At 41.2% G+C, this 22,039-nt stretch carries 23 protein-coding genes; 14 read left to right on the plus strand and 9 right to left on the minus strand.

Annotated elements, in window-relative coordinates; translation table 11 throughout:
- Positions 1–5: 5 nt before the first annotated feature.
- Together sohB and ABMY35_RS19795 are read right to left on the minus strand one after the other, a co-directional pair.
- The gene (gene sohB / locus ABMY35_RS19790) at positions 6–1,010 is read right to left on the minus strand and encodes a protease SohB (RefSeq protein WP_349287797.1); all 1,005 of its coding nucleotides are present in this window, start codon (positions 1,008–1,010) and stop codon (positions 6–8) included.
- Between the two features lie 90 nt (positions 1,011–1,100).
- Positions 1,101–3,491 carry a VolA/Pla-1 family phospholipase gene (locus tag ABMY35_RS19795; protein WP_349287798.1) on the minus strand — a complete coding sequence of 797 codons (2,391 nt, stop codon included), beginning with the start codon at positions 3,489–3,491 and terminating at the stop codon, positions 1,101–1,103.
- Between the two features lie 196 nt (positions 3,492–3,687).
- On the opposite strand from ABMY35_RS19795, the gene ABMY35_RS19800 reads away from it, so the two are divergent.
- Positions 3,688–4,425 carry a YciK family oxidoreductase gene (locus ABMY35_RS19800; RefSeq protein WP_058030016.1) on the plus strand — a complete coding sequence of 246 codons (738 nt, stop codon included), beginning with the start codon at positions 3,688–3,690 and terminating at the stop codon, positions 4,423–4,425.
- An 85-nt stretch (positions 4,426–4,510) separates the two neighbouring features.
- Here the strand turns inward: ABMY35_RS19800 and rluB are convergent, their stop codons facing one another.
- The 5 genes from rluB to ABMY35_RS19825 are packed head-to-tail and all read right to left on the minus strand — an operon-like array spanning position 4,511 to position 8,286.
- Positions 4,511–5,371, minus strand: coding sequence for a 23S rRNA pseudouridine(2605) synthase RluB (gene rluB, locus ABMY35_RS19805; RefSeq protein WP_349287799.1), 861 nt, complete (start codon positions 5,369–5,371; stop codon positions 4,511–4,513).
- Positions 5,371–5,958, minus strand: coding sequence for an SMC-Scp complex subunit ScpB (gene scpB / locus ABMY35_RS19810; RefSeq protein WP_349287800.1), 588 nt, complete (start codon positions 5,956–5,958; stop codon positions 5,371–5,373). Before scpB ends, rluB begins: the two co-directional genes overlap by 1 nt.
- Positions 5,959–6,006: 48 nt before the next feature.
- Entirely contained in the window at positions 6,007–6,795 is a 789-nt protein-coding gene (locus ABMY35_RS19815; protein ID WP_349287801.1) for a segregation/condensation protein A, read from the minus strand.
- A gap of 19 nt (positions 6,796–6,814) precedes the next feature.
- On the minus strand, positions 6,815–7,435 hold the full coding sequence (locus ABMY35_RS19820; RefSeq protein WP_349287802.1) for an L-threonylcarbamoyladenylate synthase: 621 nt from the start codon (positions 7,433–7,435) through the stop codon (positions 6,815–6,817).
- Positions 7,435–8,286, minus strand: a complete 852-nt coding sequence (locus ABMY35_RS19825) for a PHP domain-containing protein (protein ID WP_349287803.1) — start codon at positions 8,284–8,286, stop codon at positions 7,435–7,437. The genes ABMY35_RS19820 and ABMY35_RS19825 overlap by 1 nt, the downstream gene beginning before the upstream one ends.
- Before the next feature lie 442 nt (positions 8,287–8,728).
- Between ABMY35_RS19825 and ABMY35_RS19830 the strand changes: the two genes are divergently transcribed.
- The 6 genes from ABMY35_RS19830 to trpA are packed head-to-tail and all read left to right on the plus strand — an operon-like array spanning position 8,729 to position 15,261.
- Positions 8,729–10,300: an anthranilate synthase component 1 gene (locus tag ABMY35_RS19830; protein ID WP_349287855.1), complete on the plus strand. Its 1,572-nt coding sequence runs from the start codon at positions 8,729–8,731 to the stop codon at positions 10,298–10,300.
- Positions 10,300–10,890 (plus strand): aminodeoxychorismate/anthranilate synthase component II, encoded by a 591-nt coding sequence (locus ABMY35_RS19835; protein WP_349287804.1) that lies wholly within the window; start codon positions 10,300–10,302, stop codon positions 10,888–10,890. The genes ABMY35_RS19830 and ABMY35_RS19835 overlap by 1 nt, the downstream gene beginning before the upstream one ends.
- Before the next feature lie 8 nt (positions 10,891–10,898).
- Positions 10,899–11,903: an anthranilate phosphoribosyltransferase gene (trpD, locus tag ABMY35_RS19840; protein WP_349287805.1), complete on the plus strand. Its 1,005-nt coding sequence runs from the start codon at positions 10,899–10,901 to the stop codon at positions 11,901–11,903.
- Positions 11,896–13,263, plus strand: a complete 1,368-nt coding sequence (gene trpCF, locus ABMY35_RS19845; protein WP_349287806.1) for a bifunctional indole-3-glycerol-phosphate synthase TrpC/phosphoribosylanthranilate isomerase TrpF — start codon at positions 11,896–11,898, stop codon at positions 13,261–13,263. The genes trpD and trpCF overlap by 8 nt, the downstream gene beginning before the upstream one ends.
- Before the next feature lie 7 nt (positions 13,264–13,270).
- Positions 13,271–14,455: a tryptophan synthase subunit beta gene (gene trpB / locus ABMY35_RS19850; RefSeq protein WP_349287807.1), complete on the plus strand. Its 1,185-nt coding sequence runs from the start codon at positions 13,271–13,273 to the stop codon at positions 14,453–14,455.
- A complete protein-coding gene (gene trpA / locus ABMY35_RS19855; RefSeq protein ID WP_349287808.1) occupies positions 14,455–15,261 on the plus strand; it encodes a tryptophan synthase subunit alpha in 807 nt (268 codons plus the stop codon). The genes trpB and trpA overlap by 1 nt, the downstream gene beginning before the upstream one ends.
- A 136-nt stretch (positions 15,262–15,397) precedes the next feature.
- Here trpA and ABMY35_RS19860 read toward each other — a convergent pair whose 3' ends face one another.
- Entirely contained in the window at positions 15,398–15,673 is a 276-nt protein-coding gene (locus tag ABMY35_RS19860) for an HU family DNA-binding protein (protein ID WP_349287809.1), read from the minus strand.
- Between the two features lie 125 nt (positions 15,674–15,798).
- Between ABMY35_RS19860 and ABMY35_RS19865 the strand changes: the two genes are divergently transcribed.
- Complete coding sequence (locus ABMY35_RS19865) at positions 15,799–16,395, plus strand: inner membrane-spanning protein YciB (RefSeq protein ID WP_349287810.1); 597 nt, start codon at positions 15,799–15,801, stop codon at positions 16,393–16,395.
- Positions 16,396–16,480: 85 nt separating this feature from the next.
- Positions 16,481–17,131 (plus strand): CPBP family intramembrane glutamic endopeptidase, encoded by a 651-nt coding sequence (locus ABMY35_RS19870; RefSeq protein WP_349287811.1) that lies wholly within the window; start codon positions 16,481–16,483, stop codon positions 17,129–17,131.
- A 262-nt stretch (positions 17,132–17,393) separates the two neighbouring features.
- Here ABMY35_RS19870 and ABMY35_RS19875 read toward each other — a convergent pair whose 3' ends face one another.
- The gene (locus ABMY35_RS19875) at positions 17,394–18,818 is read right to left on the minus strand and encodes a sodium-dependent transporter (RefSeq protein WP_349287812.1); all 1,425 of its coding nucleotides are present in this window, start codon (positions 18,816–18,818) and stop codon (positions 17,394–17,396) included.
- 178 nt (positions 18,819–18,996) lie between these two features.
- Between ABMY35_RS19875 and ABMY35_RS19880 the strand changes: the two genes are divergently transcribed.
- The 5 genes from ABMY35_RS19880 to ABMY35_RS19900 all read left to right on the plus strand — a co-directional run bounded on the left by ABMY35_RS19880 (position 18,997) and on the right by ABMY35_RS19900 (position 22,028).
- Positions 18,997–19,296 (plus strand): YciI family protein, encoded by a 300-nt coding sequence (locus tag ABMY35_RS19880; protein WP_349287813.1) that lies wholly within the window; start codon positions 18,997–18,999, stop codon positions 19,294–19,296.
- Between the two features lie 79 nt (positions 19,297–19,375).
- Positions 19,376–19,624 (plus strand): PepSY domain-containing protein, encoded by a 249-nt coding sequence (locus tag ABMY35_RS19885; protein ID WP_349287814.1) that lies wholly within the window; start codon positions 19,376–19,378, stop codon positions 19,622–19,624.
- 1 nt (position 19,625) lies between these two features.
- Positions 19,626–20,300: a response regulator transcription factor gene (locus ABMY35_RS19890; RefSeq protein ID WP_138484580.1), complete on the plus strand. Its 675-nt coding sequence runs from the start codon at positions 19,626–19,628 to the stop codon at positions 20,298–20,300.
- Entirely contained in the window at positions 20,294–21,625 is a 1,332-nt protein-coding gene (locus ABMY35_RS19895; RefSeq protein ID WP_349287815.1) for an ATP-binding protein, read from the plus strand. The genes ABMY35_RS19890 and ABMY35_RS19895 overlap by 7 nt, the downstream gene beginning before the upstream one ends.
- Entirely contained in the window at positions 21,618–22,028 is a 411-nt protein-coding gene (locus ABMY35_RS19900) for a hypothetical protein (protein ID WP_138484584.1), read from the plus strand. The genes ABMY35_RS19895 and ABMY35_RS19900 overlap by 8 nt, the downstream gene beginning before the upstream one ends.
- Positions 22,029–22,039: the final 11 nt, after the last annotated feature.

Genomic DNA, 22,039 nt, shown 5'->3' on the forward strand with positions numbered 1-22,039 from the left:
TATATCTACCATTTAGCGTCTTGTAATTTAGTCCAAAGCATATTTGTCGCACTAGCCACTACATGACTCACGCCAAGTCCTAGCTTTTCTGGCAGCGATTTTTTGCTGGTATATTTGACCGTGTAAATTTGATGACTCTCTAATAACGATAAAATATGATCATCACTGGTGTTTAGCTCATCGACTAAACCCAATTTCAGTGCATCAGTTGCAAACCAGTACTCACCTGTTGCCACTTGTTCAAGTTCTATATCTTGTCTATGAGTTTGCACAAACTCTTTAAACAAGCAATGTGTTGATTCAACTTCTTGTTGAAATTTATCACGCCCCTTATCGGTATTCTCACCAAATAGTGTCAACGTGCGTTTAAATTCGCCAGAAGTGATCATTTCAAAATCAATGTCATTCTTTTTAAGAAGCTTATTAAAGTTAGGAATTTGCGCAATGACGCCAATGGAGCCAATAATTGAAAATGGAGCCGCGACAATTTTATTTGCCACACAGGCCATCATATAGCCGCCACTTGCAGCAATTTTATCAACACATACTGTTAAAGGGAGTTCTGCGCTAGTAAGACGCTTTAACTGTGAAGCACCTAATCCGTAGCCATGAACCACACCGCCGCCACTATTGATATTTACAATCACTGAATCCTTCTCTTTATCAGCAATTTGTAACACAGCGGTTATTTCTTCACGTAAATTATTCACTTCATGGGCATCTGAACTACCATCGAAATTAATCACAAATGCCTTTGCAGCAAGCTTATCTTCTTGCTCTTTCTTTTGCGCTTTTTTGTAAGTCTTAAGCTCTTTTTTATCTAGAGTCTGCTCGATAAAGTCTTGCTTATTTCGCTTTAGATTTTTAGATAAGTCTTGAAGCTCGACTTCACCTGCGTTTGCCTTAGGCTTTTGACTTGCGCTCACAGCCAAAATGATGATGATCCCAATCGATAACACGACAGTGACAGCTTTGGCTAAAAATAAACCGTACTCAAATAAGAACGTCAATCTAGTCTCCTCGGTGTTCTTACGATTAAAATGATTTTTATAAATAAAAAAAGCCGCTTAACGCGGCTTTTCATCTTCTCGTAATTAAACTTAATTAGCAATCACTGCAGTGTTTTCAACTGGTAACTTCATACCTTTTGATGCCAAGAAGGTTGCAAGTTGAGTTTGCATTTCAAGCGTAGTCATAGCTTGACCTTGCGCTGTACCACCTACGGCTTCATTAAATGAAGTCGTTGCAATTGATGAGTGATGACCTTGAGAGAACTTAACAACATAATTCTTAGGCTCACCCATTTGTGTTTCAGTCACTGGTGTCATACCGAATAACTGAGCCATAGGCATAGTACCAGATAAAGGCAGTGCCGTTGTTGGCGGAATAACTGCATCTGGTTGGTTACCATCAACCCCACCTGTCACTACACTTAAGTAGGTTGGTGTACCAAGTGCTTGCACTGCTGCTGCGTAGTTCACTGGATCTGCACTGTCTAAAGCTGTTTGAGCAACGGTCACAAACTGGCTGATCACCGATTCAATGCCAGCAAGTGCCGCTGTATTTCCAGCTTCAACAAGTTGCTTTTCGTATAGTGCATAAGAACAAGGGATCTTAGTCTCTGCAGGGCAAGCTGCTGTTGCTTCACTTGCAACAAATTCTAAGAAAGCTTTAGAAGACAAATTACCCGCTGCAGATAACACAGAGCCTTTCACAAATGAGCCAAATGAACCTGACTCAGTTAAGAAGTTAGCAATACCTGCACCACCACTTGCTAGACCAACTGTATTCACTTTAAATAAGTTATCAACCGTTTCATTACCGATAGGCTTATTTGTATGCGCGATAAAGTTAGGTGCAACAATTGAACCTAGAGAATGGCCAAAGAAGCTAACATCTGTAGGGTTAATACCAAGTGTTGGGTCAATAAAATTCAAGCCAAGTCTAAGTGCAAGTAGGTCAGCTGAAGACTGTCTTAGGTTATCACGTGCGACGAGTAGTGACGTCAAATTCATGTATGAAAGTACTGAACCCTGACCACTTGTTGCATTGAAGTCATCTTTGCCGTCTAAATCGATATCAAGACCGCGAGCACCGTGCATTGGGTGATCAATAGCGACCGTTGCAAAACCGGCGTTACTCAATGCAAGTGTTAAACCTAATAGGCTTTCTTTGTTAGCAGTAATGCCGTGTTGTAAAATCACTACTGGCCAACCTGTTGCTGGCATTTCAATACCAAGCAATTCTGCACGTGGCTTAGTAATTTGTACAGGTACGTTTGCAATCCACTCAATTGAAGGAATGCTATTAAATTTAGTTAAGAAGCGGCTTTGATCTAAGCCAAAGTCTCGAAGTACACCACCAGACGCTGCGTTACAGTACGTGTCATTTTCACCTGGTGTTAAACCAGATAAATCAACACCAGCAGCAACTGCACCGGCAAGTGTTGCGGCACTATCACAACGAGCTTTCCAGTATGTACCTGCTAAATCTTCAATAGCTGTACCTTCAGGTTTCTTTGAGTACATAGGCAACATAATGCTACCTTGCATGTATTGAACAGCTTGGAAAGGTGCACGAGTTTCAGCATCTGGGATAACTGTTGCTAGCGCATCTGATACAGTGATCATCGGTTGCTCAGGAACTGAGATTCTAGGGTTAGTTTGTGTTTGTAGGCTTTGCGCCAAACCTAGCTTAATGTTATTCATTACCGCCCCCACTGACTGAATCGTCATTGCTGCGGTATAAATTACATCTTCTTTTGCCACCTGGCCAGAGATAACATTTTCATATTGTTGTACAACAGCCTGAAGGCTTCTTTGTGAGTCGGTAACTAAAGGCGCTTCCGCTTTCACTAAACTATATGAAGATGATGGCTCAAGTGGACGGCCATCAGCCATTACAATACTTTTTGTTAGTGCAGTAATATACGATGCACCAGACTTAAGTGGTTTAAGCGGCACGACCATGATGCCTTTGCCAGAATCTGTCAGCTTGGCGATGTAATCAACACCGAACGTCAATTCACCGACATATTTACAAGCAATACCCGCAGGGACTTTGTCACTTGCGCAATCAGGATCTGTAATACTCGCACCCATGACAACTTCAAAAATGCGAACAGCATCAGGTGTGGCAACAGACTCAGCATTAATGCTAACTTCGCTTGGCACATCTAAATCGATGACGTAAGGCATATTAGTAGACCAACCGTCCAAACCGCCCATTGCTAGAGTTGGATTAGCGTAAGCTGCTGCTGGTAAAGGTTGGCCTTGATCGTCAAATTCACCTGGTAAGTTTAAAGTACCATCTTTGGTACCGCTTAAAAGTAAATCATTCGGAATTGATATCACACCATTTGATGGATCGAATTTCACTGAAGCTGAAGGCAGTACAGGGGTCGTTTCTTGTTTTACATCTTGTAGTGTTTCACCGCCGCCACAGCCGACCAAAGCCGTAGAAATTGCGAGTGAGAGAAGCATTTTTTTCATTGAATGGGCTCCGACAAATTTTATTATTCTTATGCAATTAACGCGTTAATATAATGTAATTCTGTTTTTAATGAGACATTAGACCAGTTAAACTTAACCCAATATGTAAAGTTTCGCCACCCAAATTTACAATAATTTAGATAACTTACCCTAATGCTGTGATAAAATGCGCAAAACGTTCAAATAGAGATCTACAATGCATAATTATCAAGCAGCAGACAACGCACTAGAAAATAAAACCATTTTAATCACAGGTGCTGGCGATGGAATTGGCCGTGTTGCGGCATTAACATATGCGAAACACGGTGCAACTGTAATCCTACTTGGTAAAACAACTAAAAAGCTTGAATGCGTATACGATGAAATCGTGAATGCAGGCTATCCACAACCGGCTATCGTTCCTATGGATATGCGCGGTGCAACAAAACAAAACTACCGTGACCTTGCAGCAACCATAGAGCAGCAGTTTGGTAAATTAGACGGCCTACTTAACAATGCGTCAATTTTAGGCTCGCTTGGTCCACTAGAACACTTCTGTGTATCTACGTTTGAAAATATCATGAAAGTAAATGTCACTGCACAAGCAATGATCACAAAATATATGTTCCCACTACTTCGTAAATCACCTTGTGCATCTGTGATTTTCACTTCATCAGGTGTAGGCCGTGAAGGTCGTGAATTTTGGGGCCCTTATGCAATCTCAAAATTTGCAACTGAAGGTATGATGCAAACTTGGTCTAAAGAAGTGGGTAAGACAAACATTCGTATCAACTGTATTAACCCTGGTGCCACACGAACTAGCATGCGTGCCTCTGCTTTCCCTGGTGAAGACAAAGAAAAGCTTAAAACTGCAGAAGAACTCATGCCGACGTATTTATACCTGATGGCAGATGATTCTAAAGACGTTAACGGTGAGTCAATCAACGCACAGTAACTTATCGTTCTGACACCATTAAAAAAGGCACTCAATCGAGTGCCTTTTTTAATATTTATTGATTTATATCGATACTTTTATAAAGTTACTTTCTCTTTGACTTCTGCGCGCGTTGATTATGCTTTTTCACAGCCTTTCTGATCTGATTAATCTTAGCGCGTTTGTCTTTACGCTTTTCTGGCATCACAGAAAGCTTAGTTTGCGTTTCAGGGCGCATTTTCACAGATTTACGTAAGTAGTTTACGTCTTCTAACTTAAGCTCTTCCCAGCCACCTTGAGGAAGGCGTTTGTTAAGCTCTAATTTACCGTAACGGATACGAATTAGGCGAGATACTTCTACTTCTTGAGATTGCCATAAACGACGTACTTCACGATTACGACCTTCAGTTAGCGTAACATTGAACCACTTGTTAATGCCCTCACCGCCCATAGGCTTAATTTTTAAGAATTTAGCTGGGCCATCCTCTAACTCAACCCCTTTGGTTAAAGTACTCAATGTTTGATTTGTTACCTCACCAAATACACGTGCAGAATACTCACGCTCTACTTCATATTTAGGGTGCATTAAGCGATTTGCTAACTCACCGTCATTGGTAAATAACAATAAACCTGAAGTATTGATATCTAAACGGCCAATCGCAATCCAACGATCACCTTCTAAACGAGGTAGTCTATCGAAAACCGTACGGCGACCTTCAGGATCTTTACGCGTACACAACTCGCCTTCAGGCTTGTGATACATTAAAACACGACAAACACGCTCTTCTTGCTGCTCAATTTTAACAACATGACCGTCAACACGGATAACCGCATTTTCTTCAACACGATCACCTAAACGTGCCACTTTACCGTTAACGCTGACACGATTAGAGTCAATGTATTTTTCCATTTCACGGCGTGAACCCACACCAGCACGGGCCAATACTTTTTGTAACTTTTCACTCATTAGGATGGTTCTCTCACAGAAGGATCACTCAATATCTGTTCTAGTTTTACATCTTGTTGCTCAGGTAAATTAGGCAGCTGTTCTAAACCAGATAAAGAAAAATAATCTAAAAATTGTTTGGTGGTTGCATATAGCGCAGGTTTACCAGGCACGTCTTTTTGCCCAACAACCGATATCCATTCACGCTCTAATAAACTTTTCATGATATTGCTGCTTACAGCAACCCCTCTCACCTGCTCTATCTCACCTCGGGTAATAGGTTGACGATAGGCTATCAGGGCAAGGGTTTCTATGGTCGCTCGTGAGTATTTCACCGCTTTTTCAGGCCATAGTTTACTTAATGGCTCAGACAAAGAAGGTCCCGCTTGAAAGCGATAACCAGACGCCACTTCAACCAACTGAACACCTCTTGTTGAATAGTGCTCAACCAGTGAGTCTATGGCTTGGGTTAATCTTTTAGCAGAAATATTGAAATCTTGCAGAACGGTTTCTTGTAGGCGACGCTTACTTAATGGCTTCTCAGAAACAAAAATCGCTGCTTCGACTAGCTCAACGAGTTGTTCATCACTAAGACGCTTAAAAGCCATATTAATCTACAATTGCAAACACAAGGCAATATTATGACAGAGGTTCGGTTACTCTTGTAGTTTTAAAGATAAATAAATCTCTGATTGCGGGGTAATTTGGGTAAAAGTGACTAATTGCTCTTTGATCAGTTCAAGCATTGCGATAAATGTAACCACCACACCTTGGCGCCCTTCATTAAAATCAAACAAATTAACGAAGGCACACGGACCATTATTTTCTGAAAGGTGCCTTAGAATTCTCGACATACGCTCACGAGTAGACAAAACTTCACTTGATATTTGATGGTGAGCGAGCGTTTTTACCCGAGCCATCACATTACCAAATGCAAGTACTAAGTCTTTTAAACTTAAATCAGGTAGTTTTTCTTCATCAGGTGCATTGTCAACATACTCTGCATTAGCTATGAAGAAGTCTTTTCCGACATGAGGCTGCTCTTTTAATGTTTCCGCCGCGGTTTTGAACTGTTCATATTCTTGCAAACGCTTGACTAATTCAGCACGCGGATCGGCTTCATCTTCAATCTCTTCATGGGTCGGCAACAGCATGCGCGATTTAATTTGTGCCAATAACGCTGCCATTACTAAGTATTCCCCTGCTAATTCAAGCTGTAAGTCTTTCATCAGCTCAACATAGCTCACATATTGTTTAGTTATGCTATGGATCGGCAGTTGCAGAATATCGAGTTTATGGCGCTTAATAAGATATAAAAGCAGATCGAGCGGGCCCTCGAAGCTTTCTAATATCACTTTAAGGGCGTCGGGTGGTATGTATAAGTCTTCTGGCTTTTCTAAAACGGCTTCACCATGAAGAAAGGCCAGTGGCACAGAATTACTCATTTAATGACTACTTCGATGGCTACTGAAACGGCGTAACATCACCGCATCCTTCGCGAAGGATTACAATATCATCGTCAGAGAAGTCAATTACTGTAGTCGCTTGTTCGATCAAATAGCCACCATGAATAATTAGATCCACCTGTTTTTCTAGGCTCATACGAATGTCATCAGGGTCTGATTCGGTAAATTGCTCACCAGGTAAAATCAAGGAACATGACATCAGTGGCTCATTGAGCTCTTCGAGTAAAGCTGAAGCAATTGGGTTATCCGTTACACGCATACCAATGGTTTTTTTCTTCTCGTTTAATAGACGCTTAGGTACTTCTTTGGTTCCTTTAAAAATAAAAGTGTAAGGCCCTGGTGTATTGTTTTTTATTAAACGAAAAATTTGATTATCGACACGGGCATACGTTGCTAGCTCTGATAAGTCTCGGCAGACAAGTGTAAAGTTATGGTGTTTTTCAATGCCACGAATACGCTCAATTCGCTCTTTCGCTTGCTTGTTACCAATACTGCAACCAAGTGCATAGCCTGAATCGGTCGGGTAGACTATCACCCCACCCTTATGAATAATTTCGACCGCTTGTTTAATTAAGCGTGTCTGCGGGTTTTCTGGGTGAATATGAAAAAATTGGCTCATTAGTTACACTCCTGTGCGTCTTGCCAAAACTGCCAAACAGCTTGGCAATCTTTTGGTAAGTATAGGTTTTTTCCGAGATCTGACCAAGGCATAGGATAATGAAAATCTGACCCCTGACTCGCGAGTAGATCAAATTCTTGGCTTAATTGTCCTAAAAACTGTCTTTCGCTCGGTGCTTGTTGCGGTAAAGCGACTTCCATCGCCTGCCCACCAGCGAGTTTAAATTCGCTCAGCAATTTACGAAGCCACTTATTAGACATTTGATACCGACCAGGATGCGCTAACACTGAAACGCCACCAGCTGCCTGAATTGCTGCAATGGCAGTCGCCATATCACACCAGTTGCTTGGTACATAACCCGTTTTGCCCCTGGCTAAGAACTTTTTAAACACACCTTGAATGTTCTTAGCTACACCGCGTTCGACTAACGCTTGTGCAAAGTGTGCTCGGGTGATTTCAGCATCCTTAGCCAATGTTTTGGCCTGCTCATAAATGTCTTCATAGCCTTTTTTCGCTAGGCGTCGACCAATCTCTTGTGCTCGTGCTTCACGTTTGCCTTGTTGCTCAGTCAGTAAATTAAGAAGATGAGTATTTTCAATATCTATAGATAGGCCGACAATATGGATTTCAAAACTCTCCCATTTTGTCGAAATCTCAACCCCTGCCACTAGCTCTAAATTTAAATCTTGGTCAGCTATAAATTGCTTTGCAGGTTCAACACCCGCAACGGTATCGTGATCGGTGAGGGCTAAAACATCAACGCCCTTTTCTGTTGCTCGCTCAAGTAATGCGTCTACGCTTAAACGACCATCAGAAAAGGTGCTATGACTGTGTAAATCATATTTTATCAAGTTTATTTCTCTTCATTATTATTCGTGTTCGTGTCAACGGGTCGGATTATATCACTAATACGCCTCATTGAATTTTTGTATACTTTATATTTTTAATGTTTTTGCAACTTTTTAGCTTGACTCACCCGTTCCGATAAGGTTTACTGTGTGCATAAATTGATTCGACATATACCTGATATGAAAACATTAACTAAAAACAAAATCTGGTGGTGGCACTCGTAACATTGCGGGCGCTTTGTCGTATCTATACGAATTCAAAACCCGCACACAAATGCGGGTTTTTTTATATCTAAATCTTTTGGAATACAAACATGATTAACAACAATATCAACACACATTCTTGGTGGTGGCGCCTGAACTAGCGGGACGGCATTGTTGTATCTGTTACACAACCCCCGCAAGTTAACACTGGCGGGGGTTTTTTATTATGGGGAATGAGGTTTTGATTTTTAGTCATATTACGACAACACCAGGGGAAGTGACGAGTATAAGACAACGGCGCGATTACATCAGCAGCCCACTGTCTTTATATGCGGCACTTGATAAAACAAATTCACTATTACTAGAATCAGCAGAAATTGACTCTAAAGATAATGTTAAAAGCATTATTTTAGTCGATGCAGCACTGCGCATTGAGTGCAGAGGCAAAACCGTGATTGCCAAAGCACTGTCTAACAATGGACAGCAAGTGCTAAGTTACTTGGCCGAACAAGTTGAAAACTGTACTGCGGTTGTAGAAGGCGATGTATTAACACTTGAATACGCACCGTTTGAAGCTGAGCTCGATGAATACAGTAAGCTTAAAGCAGATAATGCATTCAGTGCCTTACGTACTTGTATAAATAAAATCAAACGTAACTCAGATACCCCTTTTGCACTATTTTTGGGCGGTGTATTTGCTTACGACATGGTGGCGAACTTTGAAACACTCCCTAACGTCCCAGACGGTGATAATGACTGTCCCGACTATGTGTTTTATTTAGCAGAAACCCTAGTGTTAATCGATCACCAAGCCCAAACAACTGAGTTAATTGGTAATGTTTTCAACGGACCAGAAGTTCATGCAAACTGTTTTGAAGTTGGTAAACAGTTAGAAGAGCTTAATACGCGTTGTGATAATTTAACGCCGTATTTAGCAGCGCCAAATGAAGGCCAGTCTGAAGTAACAGTAAACATTGACGATGAGACTTACTGTCAGCAAGTCAAAACTTTAAGGCAAAACATTATCGATGGTGATATTTTCCAAGTTGTGCCTTCTCGTACATTCTCTTTACCTTGTGCTCAGCCACTAGCTGCTTATCAACAACTTAAAAAGCAAAATCCAAGTCCATATATGTTTTATATGCGAGATGAGTCTTTTGTTTTGTTTGGTGCCTCACCTGAATCAGCATTGAAATATTGCGTCAACAGCAATCAAGTTGAAGTTTACCCTATTGCAGGCACACGCCTTCGCGGTAAGTTTGCAGATGGCAGTATTAATCCAGATCTAGACAGCCGCATTGAACTTGAGCTTCGCAACGATCAAAAAGAGCGTGCAGAGCACCTAATGCTGGTAGATTTAGCACGAAATGACGTAGCGCGAATTAGCGTTGCAGGCACTCGCCACGCAAAAGAGCTGCTAAAAGTAGACCGCTATTCACAGGTCATGCATTTAGTATCACGCGTTGTGGGTCAATTAAAACCAGATTTAGACGCACTGCATGCCTATCAAGCTTGTATGAACATGGGCACACTAGTAGGTGCACCTAAAGTAAAAGCTGCGGAGTTAGTCAGACATACTGAAAAGCAACGTCGTGGTAGCTATGGTGGTGCAGTTGGATACTTAACGGGCGATGGTGCAATGGACTCTTGTATCGTTATCCGCTCTGCATTTGTAAAAAATGGTACCGCATATGTGCAAGCAGGTGCCGGTGTTGTATATGACTCAGATCCACAATCAGAAGCAGATGAAACACGGGCTAAAGCACAAGCCGTCATAAAAGCCGTGCAATCTACGTATCAAGGAGCCTGCTAATGTCTAGTAACAAAAAAGTATATTTTTTAGATAACTTTGATTCATTCAGCTACAACCTTGTTGATGAACTGACGCTACTAGGCCTAGATTTAGTGGTTTACCGTAACAATATCTCCGCTGAAAAGATCTTCGCCAAGATGCAGCAAGAAACTTCACCGGTAATTTTAGTGTTATCGCCAGGCCCGGGTAACCCAGCTCAAGCAGGCTGCTTATTAGAGCTAATTGAACTCGCTAAAGGCCAATTCCCTATGCTGGGAATTTGTTTAGGCCAACAAGCTTTAACACAAAGCTATGGCGGAGCTGTTGGTCATGCAGGTGAAACAGTTCATGGTAAGTCTTCAATTATTGAAGCAGACGACCACCCTGTATTTGCAGGTATTGGCAAACGCTTCCCGGTTGCACGTTACCACTCTCTTATGGCGACTCATGTTCCTGAAAGCTTAAAAGTGATTGCCAAATACGACACTATTCCGATGGCTATTTATCATCCTGAAGATAAGGTGATCGGCTATCAATTTCACCCTGAGTCTATTCTTACCCCAGACGGTGCTCAGTTATTAAAACAAAGTATCGACCACTTAACACAATAGGAGCCAACATGGACAGTTTAAATCTATTACTTGAACAACAAGACTTAACATTTGAGCAAGCAAATAGCTTCTTCGATTTAGTAATGCAGGGTGAAGTGTCTGAAATTGAACTCACCGCCGCACTGATTGCATTAAAAATTAAAAAAGAAACGGCACAAGAGATTGCTGGGGCAGCAAAAGCCATGCGCGATCATGCTACTGCTTTCAACGCACATAATATTGTTTGTGCTGATAGCTGTGGCACAGGTGGCGACGGTTCAAATACCATCAATGTCAGCACAACAGCGGCAATTGTGGCTGCGGCATGTGGTATCAATTTAGTGAAACACGGCAATCGCAGTGTATCAAGCAAGTCAGGCTCTGCGGATTTACTTAGAACACTAGGCATTAATATCGAAATGACACCTGAGCAAGCCAGTGTATGTTTAAAAGAAACCGGCTTCACCTTCTTATTCGCGCCGCTTTATCACTTAGGTGTGAAACACGCGATGCCAGTACGTACCACGTTAAAAACTCGTACAATTTTTAATATTTTAGGTCCACTGACTAACCCAGCAGCCCCACAAGTACAGTTACTGGGTGTATATGATAAAAGTTTATGCCGTCCGATGGCCGAGACATTAAAGACACTCGGTACTGAGCGAGCAATGATAGTACATGGTGAAGGCACAGATGAAATTGCCCTACATGGCGCAACCCATGTAGCTGAACTGGTTGATGGTGACATTAAAGAGTACACCTTAACCGTTGACGACTTTGGCGTTGAACATTATTCATTAGACCAAATCGCCGGAGATACGCCAGAATACAATGCCAAAGCCAGTATTGAGATTTTAAATGGCTCAGCACCTGATGCACACAATGCCGCTATTGCAGTAAACGTCGCTGCATTATTGGTCATGCATAATTTGGCTGCTGATTTTAAAGCCGCCACGCAGCAAGTATTAGCAGTTTTAAAGTCTGGACAAGCCGCAGACAAACTGAAAGAAATCGTTGAGGTAAGCAATGGCTAACGTATTAGAAAAAATCGTTGCAGATAAGCAGCAAGAAGTCGCTCTAAGAAAACAACAAAAGCCACTAGACTCTTTTATTAACGACCTTGTGCCAAGCGACAGAGATTTTCAAGCGGCACTGACAGCATCAGGCACAAAGTTTATTTTAGAGTGTAAGAAGGCATCTCCTTCTAAGGGCCTGATTAGAGATAATTTTAATCTTGATGAAATTACTGGCGTATATGGCAAATATGCAACGTGCATCAGTGTGTTAACCGACGAAAAATACTTTCAGGGTAGTTTTGATTACCTGACGTATGTCAGCAAAAAAGTTGACCAACCGCTTATTTGTAAAGACTTCTTCATTGACGAGTATCAGGTTTATCTGGCGCGATTACATGGTGGTAACGCTATTTTGCTTATGCTGTCAGTACTTGATGATGCGCAATATGTACACCTTGCCAATGTGGCAAAGTCACTGAATATGTCTATCTTAACCGAGGTCAGTAACGAAGAAGAAGTACACCGCGCACTTGATCTGAATGCTGAGATTATCGGTATTAATAATCGCAACTTACGTGACTTAAGCACAGATTTAGCGACAACCGAGAAGCTCAGAAAGCTAATCCCTGATGGCAAAGTTGTGATCTCTGAATCAGGTATTTACACCCATCAAGATGTAAAGCGTCTAGCACCACTTTGTAATGGTTTCTTAGTGGGCAGCTCTATTATGGCTGAGCAAGACTTAGAAGTTGCTTGCCGTCGTCTTATTCTGGGTGAAAATAAAGTTTGTGGTTTAACACGCTCTCAGGATGCCCAAGCGGCTTTTAACGCAGGGGCTATTTACGGCGGCTTGATCTTCGCCCCTAAATCGCCCCGCTACGTTGACATTGACTGCGCAAAAGCCGTCATCGATAGCGCACCTTTAAAATATGTTGGTGTATTCGTAAACGAAGACCTAGAACAAGTCAGTGAAATTGCGCAAACATTAAAACTTGCAGCCGTGCAGTTACACGGCAATGAAGATAAAACGTATATTGAAGCGCTGCGTGCAAAGTTACCTTTAACTTGCCAAATATGGAAGGCACAAGGTGTGACTGATGTGCTGCCTGAACCAATCTCAGGAGTAGATAAACATTTGTACGATACTAAAACCTCTGCAGGATTTGGTGGCACAGGTGAAGTATTTGATTGGTCTTTACTGGCTGAAATGACCGCAAACAGCTTTATGTTAGCTGGCGGTTTAAACGCAGAAAATGTACTTGATGCAGCTTATACAGGCGCACAAGGACTAGATTTGAATTCAGGGGTTGAACTTAGCCCTGGTAAAAAGTGTTCGCAAAAAATTGCAGATGCTTTTAAAAACATAAGAGGTTATTGAGGTGGAAATGAATAACGCAGCATATTTTGGCGATTTCGGTGGCATGTTTGTACCCGAACTACTCGTCCCTGCACTAAAGCAGCTTGAAGGTGAATTTAATAAATCACAAAAAGATCCTGAATTTCAGGCTGAGTTTACAAAACTATTAAACGAGTACGCGGGCCGTCCAACGCCACTAACGCTTACACGTAATTTAGTTACAAACCCAAAAGTAAAACTGTATTTAAAGCGTGAAGATTTACTCCACGGTGGTGCACACAAAACCAACCAAGTACTTGGCCAAGCATTGCTGACTAAGCGCATGGGTAAAAAAGAAGTAATCGCCGAAACAGGTGCAGGTCAACATGGTGTGGCAACAGCCCTTGCCTGTGCCCTACTTGGCTTGAAATGCCGTGTTTACATGGGTGCAAAAGACGTTGAGCGTCAACAGCCAAATGTATTCAGAATGCGTTTAATGGGTGCCGAAGTGATCCCTGTAACTGCAGGCTCTGGCACGTTAAAAGATGCTGTAAACGAAGCCATGCGTGACTGGTCTGCAAACTATAAAACAGCCCACTACCTTTTAGGTACGGCTGCTGGCCCGCACCCATTCCCGACCATCGTACGTGAATTCCAAAAAATGATCGGTGAAGAAGCAAAACAACAAGTGTTAGACACTGAAGGTCGTTTACCTGACGCTGTGATTGCCTGTGTTGGTGGTGGTTCAAACGCCATTGGTATGTTCAGTGACTTCATCGGTGATGAAAATGTGAAACTCATTGGTGTTGAGCCTGCGGGTAAAGGACTTGATACTGAAGAGCACGGCGCTGCTTTGTGTAAAGGTACTAAAGGTATTCTACACGGTGCGTATACTTACATTATGCAAAACTCAGACGGCCAAATCGAAGAATCATACTCTGTTTCTGCAGGTCTTGATTACCCTGCAGTTGGCCCTCAGCATGCATTTTTGCATGAAACAGGCCGCGCACAATATGTGGGTATTTCTGATAAAGAAGCACTTGATGCTTTCCAAGCGCTTGCTAAGCATGAAGGTATTATTCCTGCGCTTGAGTCAAGTCATGCCCTTGCATACGCATTAAAATATGCCGAAAAGCAAACTGAAGAGACAATTTTAGTGGTGAACTTAAGTGGTCGAGGTGATAAAGACTTAGCACACGTTCACCAAGTACTAGCAGAACAAGGAGCGCTATAATGAGCCGTTATGCACAATCTTTTGCTGCCCTTGCAGAAAAAAATCAAGGCGCGTTTGTCCCGTTCGTGACAATTGGGGATCCAAACAAAGAACTGAGTTTTGAGATCATTAAAAGCTTGATTGACGGTGGTGCCGACGCGTTAGAGCTAGGTATTCCATTTTCAGATCCAATTGCAGACGGCCCAGTGATTCAAGCTGCGAACATTCGCGCCCTAGAGCAAAATATTAATACCCAAGACTGCTTTGATATCATTAAACAAGTTCGCGAATACAATCAAGATATTCCGATTGGTCTATTGCTGTATTCAAACCTTATTTTTGCGCGTGGTATCGATACTTTTTATCGTGAAGCAAAAGAAGTTGGCGTAGATTCAATTTTAGTGGCTGATGTACCGCTTCATGAATCTAAAATGTTTAGAAACGCTGCAAAAGCTGCAGACATTGAGCCTATCTTCATAGCAACACCAAACGCTGATGATGATGCAGTTCGAACTTGTGCAAGCTACGGCCGCGGTTACACCTACTTGCTTTCACGTGCTGGAGTAACCGGCACAGAAACAAAAGCACAAATGCCAGCTGACTCTATGATTTCTAAATTAAAAGAATATCATGCAGCGCCTGCACTGTTAGGCTTTGGTATTTCAACGCCTGACGATGTAAAAGCGGCACTGAACTCGGGTGCTGCAGGTGCAATCTCAGGCTCTGCTGTGGTTAAAATTATCGAGCAAAACCTGAACGAGCCAAGCGCAATGCTAGACTCGTTACAAAGCTTTGTTGCGACGATGAAAACCGCAACCCAAAAATAGTTTCTTCGTTTACTTGAAGCTGCAGCGGTGTTGGCGAAGCTCGTTAACCCAACTTACATAGAAAACCTATGTTCATTGGGATTAACTCACTTGCCGCCTAGCTGCAATTCCAAGTAGTTTGACGAAACTTTGATGCTTAGTTCGCTAAGGCGTCTTTCAGCGCCTTAGCAACTTTAAATTGCACCTTGTTTGCCCCTTCAATCATGATCTCTTCACCCGTTTGTGGATTTCTGCCCATCTTAGCCGGATGATAACTCAGTGCAAACGTACCTAAACCAGAGATAGGCACCTGATCGCCCTCAGATAAGCGCTTTTTTATGATCGCCAAAATACTATTCAAAGCTGCCTGAGAATCCTTTTTAGTTAACTCACTGTGTGCCGCCATGGCCGATACTAATTCTGACTTGTTCATATATACTGGTTTATTACTGCTAGAGGGTGGCAGAGCCTAAAAATATTTTTTGTGAATGTCAACTTGCAGTCTTACTCAAATATTGTTAATACTTTGTTGTAGGAAGTAATTTAAGAGAGGTATCTATGGCTGCATTATTTGAATACTTACCCCTTATCCTATTTTTCTTAGTCTACAAATTGGTCGATATATTCTGGGCGACTGCGGTATTGGTCGGTATATCGTTACTGCAAATTGCATATCAATATTTCACTAAGGGTAAAATCTCTACCAAAACGTGGGTTTTCTGTGTAATTGCTTTATTCCTAGGCGGTATGACAATCATATTCCAAGATGAACAGTACATTATGTGGAAAACGACAGCTATTTATGGCTTGCTTGCGGCTGCCTTAGTCATTTCTCGATTTATATTTAACAAAAACCTCGTGAAAACGGCATTACTCAGTATGTTAAAGACTGCTGCCGAGAAACAGGGTGAAAAAGAACTTAAAATTGATGTTCCAAAACCTGTGTATGAAAAACTCAATACGATTTGGTTTATATTCTTAATCAGTATTGCTGTCTTAAACCTCTACGTTGCCTATAACTTCTCACTCGACTTTTGGGTTAATTTCAAAGTCTTCGGTCTCGCAATCGCCACATTTATAGCTGTATTGCTCACTGTTTTTCGGATTTTTGAATACTTACCTGATGGGTTTCAAGAACAAGAAAACAAAAAATAATCCCGCAGATTTAATAAAACTGTCGCTTTTTTAGTCTAGGGGCAACCTATACTTTTTTTAGTTCTGTTTAAGTATGGAGTTGCCTTTGACTGCTTCGCAATATCGTTGGTTTGAGCTCTGTGGCGTTTTTTTCTGCTTGCCGTTATTTACTTATTTATTTAAAGATTACCTGTCTAGTTGGTTGTTCCCTGCTTTACTCATCCTTATGATTGTTTGTACCTTTCTATTGCTCACTGACCCGCACTTTAAGCGCTTTCGTTTAACTTCTTTAGGACAATTTTCACAAGTCAAACATCGACTTTTTACTGGCTTCTTCATTGGCGCATTGTTTAGTGCCATGTTATTTGGCTTGGCCAATCAAACGCTTTGGTTTGCTATGCCAAAGAATGAAACCACTCAATGGTTAATATTATTGATTGCATATCCACTGCTTTCTGTTTTGCCTCAGGAGCTCATTTTTAGGAGCTATTTCTTCCATCGTTATAAACATATTCTGCCAAGTAAAAACGTGCGTATCTTTTTAAGTGCACTCAGCTTTGCCCTCGCCCATTGCGTCTACGACAATTGGATTGCAATTGCGCTTTCATTTGCAGGCGGGCTGTTATTTTCTTACACCTATGCACACAGTCGTTCATTGATGGTGTGTGTACTAGAACATAGCTTGTGGGGTTTATGGATGTTTACTATTGGAGTTGGCAGCTATTTAGATTCCGGGATGAGAATAACCACAAGCTAGAGATTAATACCAATCCTCAATAATGCTTAATCATTTTGAGGGATTAAAATTGACGCTAGCTTAGTTAAAAATTCCACATTTAGAGCAACTAAATAGCAAAATTTTCGCCTTGCCTACATGGAAGTAGGTACCTCAGCGTGAGCAGGATGCGTGAGCGGCGCTATCGACAAGTTTTTCTTTCCTCAAAATAGACCACTTAATTTAGAGGATTGATATAAAAAGGCCGAATAATCGGCCTTTTTTAGTTTTAATCTTATACGGGTTAAAAACCAAATAAGCTTACTGCAAAAAACTTAGTGGCTACGGTATTTACAAAGATAAGTAGCAAGATCACAGGTATAAAAGTAGATAGTGAGAAATTCACATATTTTTCCATAAAACTACCTGAGTAGCTGTCACAGCCCTGAGATAACTCTTCAGAAAGCTTTGCTTTCTTCCAGCGATAAGTGACAAACAAACACACCATTAGACCATTCAGGGGTAAAATTGTGTCGTAGAAAACATCGTATACGATATCGAACATACTCTTGTCTGCACCACCATAACTAACAAACTGAGTTAGCCAATCAACCATACCAAATGACATAGTACACAGCACTGTCAGTAGACCTGTAGCACCAGCTAAAATTAATAATGCTACCTTGCGACTTACGCCTTTTTCTTCGATTAAAGCAGCTGTTGGCACTTCAACAATTGATACAAGAGAGGTAATTGCCGCAAAAAATACCAGTAAGAAGAAGACAAACGCCACGATTGACGCACCGGTATAACCAATGTCAGTTTGCAGTGCTAAAAGAATTTTAGGTAGATAAACGAAAATCATTGAAACCGATGAATCAGATAGCTCTTCTGGATTCGTCGCTGGATTGAAGCTGAAGATAGCAGGCAGAACCATAAGGCCAGCAATAAATGCCACTAACGAGTCAGTTATGGCGACCATTTTTGCGCCACCTACAATGTCGTCTTTTTTAGAGATATAAGACGCATAAGTCATTAAGATACCCATACCTAAAGATAATGAGAAAAATGCTTGAGACAAAGCGCCATTTAGAACACTGGCATCCATCTTAGAAAAGTCTGGGATAATGTAATACTCAACACCAGCCATGGCGTTATCTAGCGTGAGTACATACGCTACTAAACCAATTAGTAGTACAAATAGTGCGGGCATTAGAAACTTAGCTGCTTTTTCAATGCCTTCTTTAACACCACCCACTAGAATTAAGTTCACAATGATTGCAACTACAACCATGTAACCAAAAACCGTGTTTTGATTAATGAACTGACCAAAATGATCTGGATCAGCCAGCATGTCCAAGTTACCTAATGCAGTTTGCGCTAGATAACCAAATATCCAAACTGTAATTACCATATAAAATACAGCAATCATAAAAGGAGTTAGTACAGCGAGGCCGCCCGCAAAAGACCACTTTTTGTCATTACCAGATAAAGATTTATATGCACCGTATGGGTCTTTTTGCGCTTTTCGACCCATTGCCATTTCAGCCATCATCACAGGCAAACAGATAAAAGCCACAAATAATGCATAAACTAATAGAAAGGCTCCACCACCATTTTTTGTTGCAGAGACGGGAAAACCAACTAAGTTACCTATACCTACTGCAGAGCCTGCAGCAGCTAAAATAAAGCCTAGTTTTGAACTAAAATGCTCTCTGTTCGAACTCATTAAAACGTCATCCTGTTGTTATTGTTTTTTTACTTCCGCCCGACTCTACCGTCATAGGATACTGTTATCAAGTTTTTAACGTGAAACACTGCGTCTCATAGTATTGCCATTTACAAAGGGCGTATAGAAAGCTTACCATTGCATACAATTTCATACAGACCCGAATAAAGTGAATTTTATGTTGTATATGATCTACTCTACTGATGTAGAGAATTCTTTAGAAAAACGTTTAGCGACTCGCCCTGCTCATTTAGAAAGACTCGTGGCTTTAAAAGAACAAAATCGTCTATTCGCAGCGGGTCCTCTTCCTGCAATTGATAGTGAAGAACCAGGTTCAGCTGGTTTTACAGGCTCACTAGTTGTCGCAGAGTTTGAGTCTCTTGAAGCTGCCCAGCAGTGGGCTGATGCAGATCCATATATTGCTGCTGGCGTATATGCTCACAGTGTTGTTAAACCATATAAAAAGGTTTTGCCTTAACAACAAGTTCAGCTTTGGTTAATTCGTTAACTTATATTCTGAACACAATTGTTAAGCAGCCCTGTAACTGGAGCTCAAAATGCGTCTAACACTAGTTGGTTTTGTTGTTAGTTTAAGCTTGTCACTGATGTCAGCGACAGTCATTGCCAATAACAAAGCCAATATCGACAAAAAACAAGCTATTACGCTGGCCCTAGCAGAATATGCAGGAAAAACGTTAAAAGTATCAGAAGAAAACACCTATTTTGTCGTGAGGATCTTGCAACAGGACGGACGCATTGTTGACCTCAAAGTAGATAAAAAAACAGGCAAAGTGAAGAAGGATTAGTATGCGAATTTTAGTGATCGAAGATGATATTCAACTGGCTGAGAATTTACGCTCAGCACTAGAAAAAGAAAAATACAGTATCGATTTATGCCATGATGGTGAATCTGGTTTATTTCACTTACAAGAATACCCGCTTGATTTAGCTGTAGTTGATTTGGGTCTACCTAAATTAGACGGTATCGAACTGATTAAACGCGCCAGGAAAGCGGGGGTGACTATCCCCATTTTAATTCTAACTGCCCGTGAACGTTGGCAGGATAAAGTAGAAGGCCTAGATGCTGGTGCTGATGACTACTTAACAAAGCCATTCCATGTTGAAGAGCTTGTGGCTCGTTGTAACGCGTTAATTCGTCGTAGTGCAGGCCAAGCAAATCCAGAAATTAATATTGGTCCTGTTAAAATTCACACCCGCTCACAACAAGTGTGGGTCAATGAAAAAGAATTAACGCTCACTGCATATGAATACAAAGTGCTTGAATACTTAATGGTCAACCCGCAAAAGGTGATTTCTAAATCTGAACTTACTGAGCATATTTATGATCAGGACTTCGACTTAGATTCAAATGTAATTGAAGTGTTTGTGCTTAGGCTACGTAAAAAACTCGATCCTGAAGGCGTACTTAACCCAGTCGAGACTTTAAGAGGCAGAGGCTACAGGTTTAAGAGTCAGTGGTAAATTCTATACAGGTGCCATTAAAAATAAGACAAGGCTTCGTCCTTGTCTTTGTGCTTATAATCGCCCTTCCCGTATTGTTTTACTCTGTAAGCAGCGCCTATTATGCGTCACTTGTCGATGCCACCGAAAAAAACTTAGAAGCGCACTTATATTCACTCATTTCAGAAGTTGAGTTTATTGATGAATCGGTAAAAATGCCCAATACCATATTGGCACCCGAATTAAATCGCATTGACTCCGATACTTTCGCTCTTATCTATCAGAACAATGATTTGGTTTGGTATTCGGAGTCTGCTGTCTCACTAGAATTTAACCCTGACTCAATAGACTCTGAGACTGGCGCATCTGAATTCAAACAAGTGCACTATCAAGGCAATGCATACTGGCAACTCAGCCTCACTGTTATCTTGGGTAATGCCGAACAATCTCAACAAGCTGTGTTTATCCTGCTGCGAGACGATAATGCTTTAGAAGATATATTGTCCGAGTTTACAGACACATTAATGACTTGGATGTTAATTCTCGGTGCCATCATGACACTTTTAATGAGTTTAGGTTTTATCTGGAATATGCGACCTCTACAGCGTTTAGACAAAGAGATAAAAGCGATTGAATCTGGCAAAAAGGAGCGCTTATCGCATACTTACCCTGTTGAGCTTCAAGCTATTACAGAAGATCTAAATTTACTCCTTGAGTCTCAACGCCGACAAAAAGAACGATATAGAGCGTCATTAAGCGACTTAGCACATGCACTGAAAACGCCTTTAGCTATCTTAAAATCTAGTCCTATGGCAAATGATAATGATGCACAAGAGCAACTCGATAGGATCAACAGTATGATAGAACATCAGTTAAAGCGTGCTGCGACTGGTGGTACCGATACTTGGAAGAAAACCACCTCTGTTGCACCTGTACTTGAATCGATTTTAAATGCGATGAAAAAGGTATATCATGAGAAAGCAATTGATTTTCAATCGAATTGTGCTGATAAAACTAAGTTTTTAGGCGATAAAACAGATTTAATGGAGATACTGGGCAACCTTATCGACAATGCCTGTAAAGCCTGTCTAAAGACTGTCCATGTCAATGTCACAAGTGATGAAAAGACCCTGAAAATTGAAATTTGTGATGATGGCCCAGGCATTGAAGTCAGTGCTCGTAAAAAACTATTACAACGCGGCACTCGCTTAGATACTTATGAATCGGGTCATGGCGTTGGACTCGCAATTGTGGCAGATTTGGTGAATGATTATCAAGGAAACATAGAGATAGGCTCTGCTTCATTAGGCGGTGCGTTGTTTATTGTTGAGTTTAAATATGACTAAATTTTTTAGATTACTTTTTTGTGCAGGATTACCACTAATAACACTTTCAACACACGCCTATGAGCTCAGAGAGTGTAAGCCAATACAAAGTAACTCCCCTGCTGAGGCTAGACAGTTTATAAAATGCCTTGATAGCAATATTGAGACATTAGACAGGGAAAGAACTATCTGGATTAAAAAGCTGGTGATGGATATGGAAGAGCTTGAGCAAGACACCGGCAATACTCAACTGTTACCGATTATAAGACGAAGTTTAAAACATCAAGACAACTACATTGAAGATAGCTGTAGATGGCGCTACCTTCATAAAATGCCAAACTCAACCAAAGCTGCTGTTGCATATAAAGAATGCAAGATACGTTTATATACACGCCATATTGAAGATTTGAAACTTAGTTATTAATCAACAATAAA

It is taken from the genome of Pseudoalteromonas sp. BZB3 (assembly GCF_040104455.1).
Taxonomy (GTDB): Bacteria; Pseudomonadota; Gammaproteobacteria; order Enterobacterales; family Alteromonadaceae; genus Pseudoalteromonas.

Bases quoted from the DNA above. Each gene is read 5' to 3' on its own strand.
- ABMY35_RS19795 (WP_349287798.1), bottom strand. From the start codon at position 3,491: ATGAAAAAAATGCTTCTCTCACTCGCAATTTCTACGGCTTTGGTCGGC.
- ABMY35_RS19800 (WP_058030016.1), top strand. From the start codon at position 3,688: ATGCATAATTATCAAGCAGCAGACAACGCACTAGAAAATAAAACCATT.
- rluB (WP_349287799.1), bottom strand. From the start codon at position 5,371: ATGAGTGAAAAGTTACAAAAAGTATTGGCCCGTGCTGGTGTGGGTTCA.
- scpB (WP_349287800.1), bottom strand. From the start codon at position 5,958: ATGGCTTTTAAGCGTCTTAGTGATGAACAACTCGTTGAGCTAGTCGAA.
- ABMY35_RS19815 (WP_349287801.1), bottom strand. From the start codon at position 6,795: ATGAGTAATTCTGTGCCACTGGCCTTTCTTCATGGTGAAGCCGTTTTA.
- ABMY35_RS19820 (WP_349287802.1), bottom strand. From the start codon at position 7,435: ATGAGCCAATTTTTTCATATTCACCCAGAAAACCCGCAGACACGCTTA.
- ABMY35_RS19835 (WP_349287804.1), top strand. From the start codon at position 10,300: ATGTCTAGTAACAAAAAAGTATATTTTTTAGATAACTTTGATTCATTC.
- trpD (WP_349287805.1), top strand. From the start codon at position 10,899: ATGGACAGTTTAAATCTATTACTTGAACAACAAGACTTAACATTTGAG.
- trpCF (WP_349287806.1), top strand. From the start codon at position 11,896: ATGGCTAACGTATTAGAAAAAATCGTTGCAGATAAGCAGCAAGAAGTC.
- trpB (WP_349287807.1), top strand. From the start codon at position 13,271: ATGAATAACGCAGCATATTTTGGCGATTTCGGTGGCATGTTTGTACCC.
- trpA (WP_349287808.1), top strand. From the start codon at position 14,455: ATGAGCCGTTATGCACAATCTTTTGCTGCCCTTGCAGAAAAAAATCAA.
- ABMY35_RS19860 (WP_349287809.1), bottom strand. From the start codon at position 15,673: ATGAACAAGTCAGAATTAGTATCGGCCATGGCGGCACACAGTGAGTTA.
- ABMY35_RS19865 (WP_349287810.1), top strand. From the start codon at position 15,799: ATGGCTGCATTATTTGAATACTTACCCCTTATCCTATTTTTCTTAGTC.
- ABMY35_RS19875 (WP_349287812.1), bottom strand. From the start codon at position 18,818: ATGAGTTCGAACAGAGAGCATTTTAGTTCAAAACTAGGCTTTATTTTA.
- ABMY35_RS19880 (WP_349287813.1), top strand. From the start codon at position 18,997: ATGTTGTATATGATCTACTCTACTGATGTAGAGAATTCTTTAGAAAAA.
- ABMY35_RS19885 (WP_349287814.1), top strand. From the start codon at position 19,376: ATGCGTCTAACACTAGTTGGTTTTGTTGTTAGTTTAAGCTTGTCACTG.
- ABMY35_RS19890 (WP_138484580.1), top strand. From the start codon at position 19,626: ATGCGAATTTTAGTGATCGAAGATGATATTCAACTGGCTGAGAATTTA.
- ABMY35_RS19900 (WP_138484584.1), top strand. From the start codon at position 21,618: ATGACTAAATTTTTTAGATTACTTTTTTGTGCAGGATTACCACTAATA.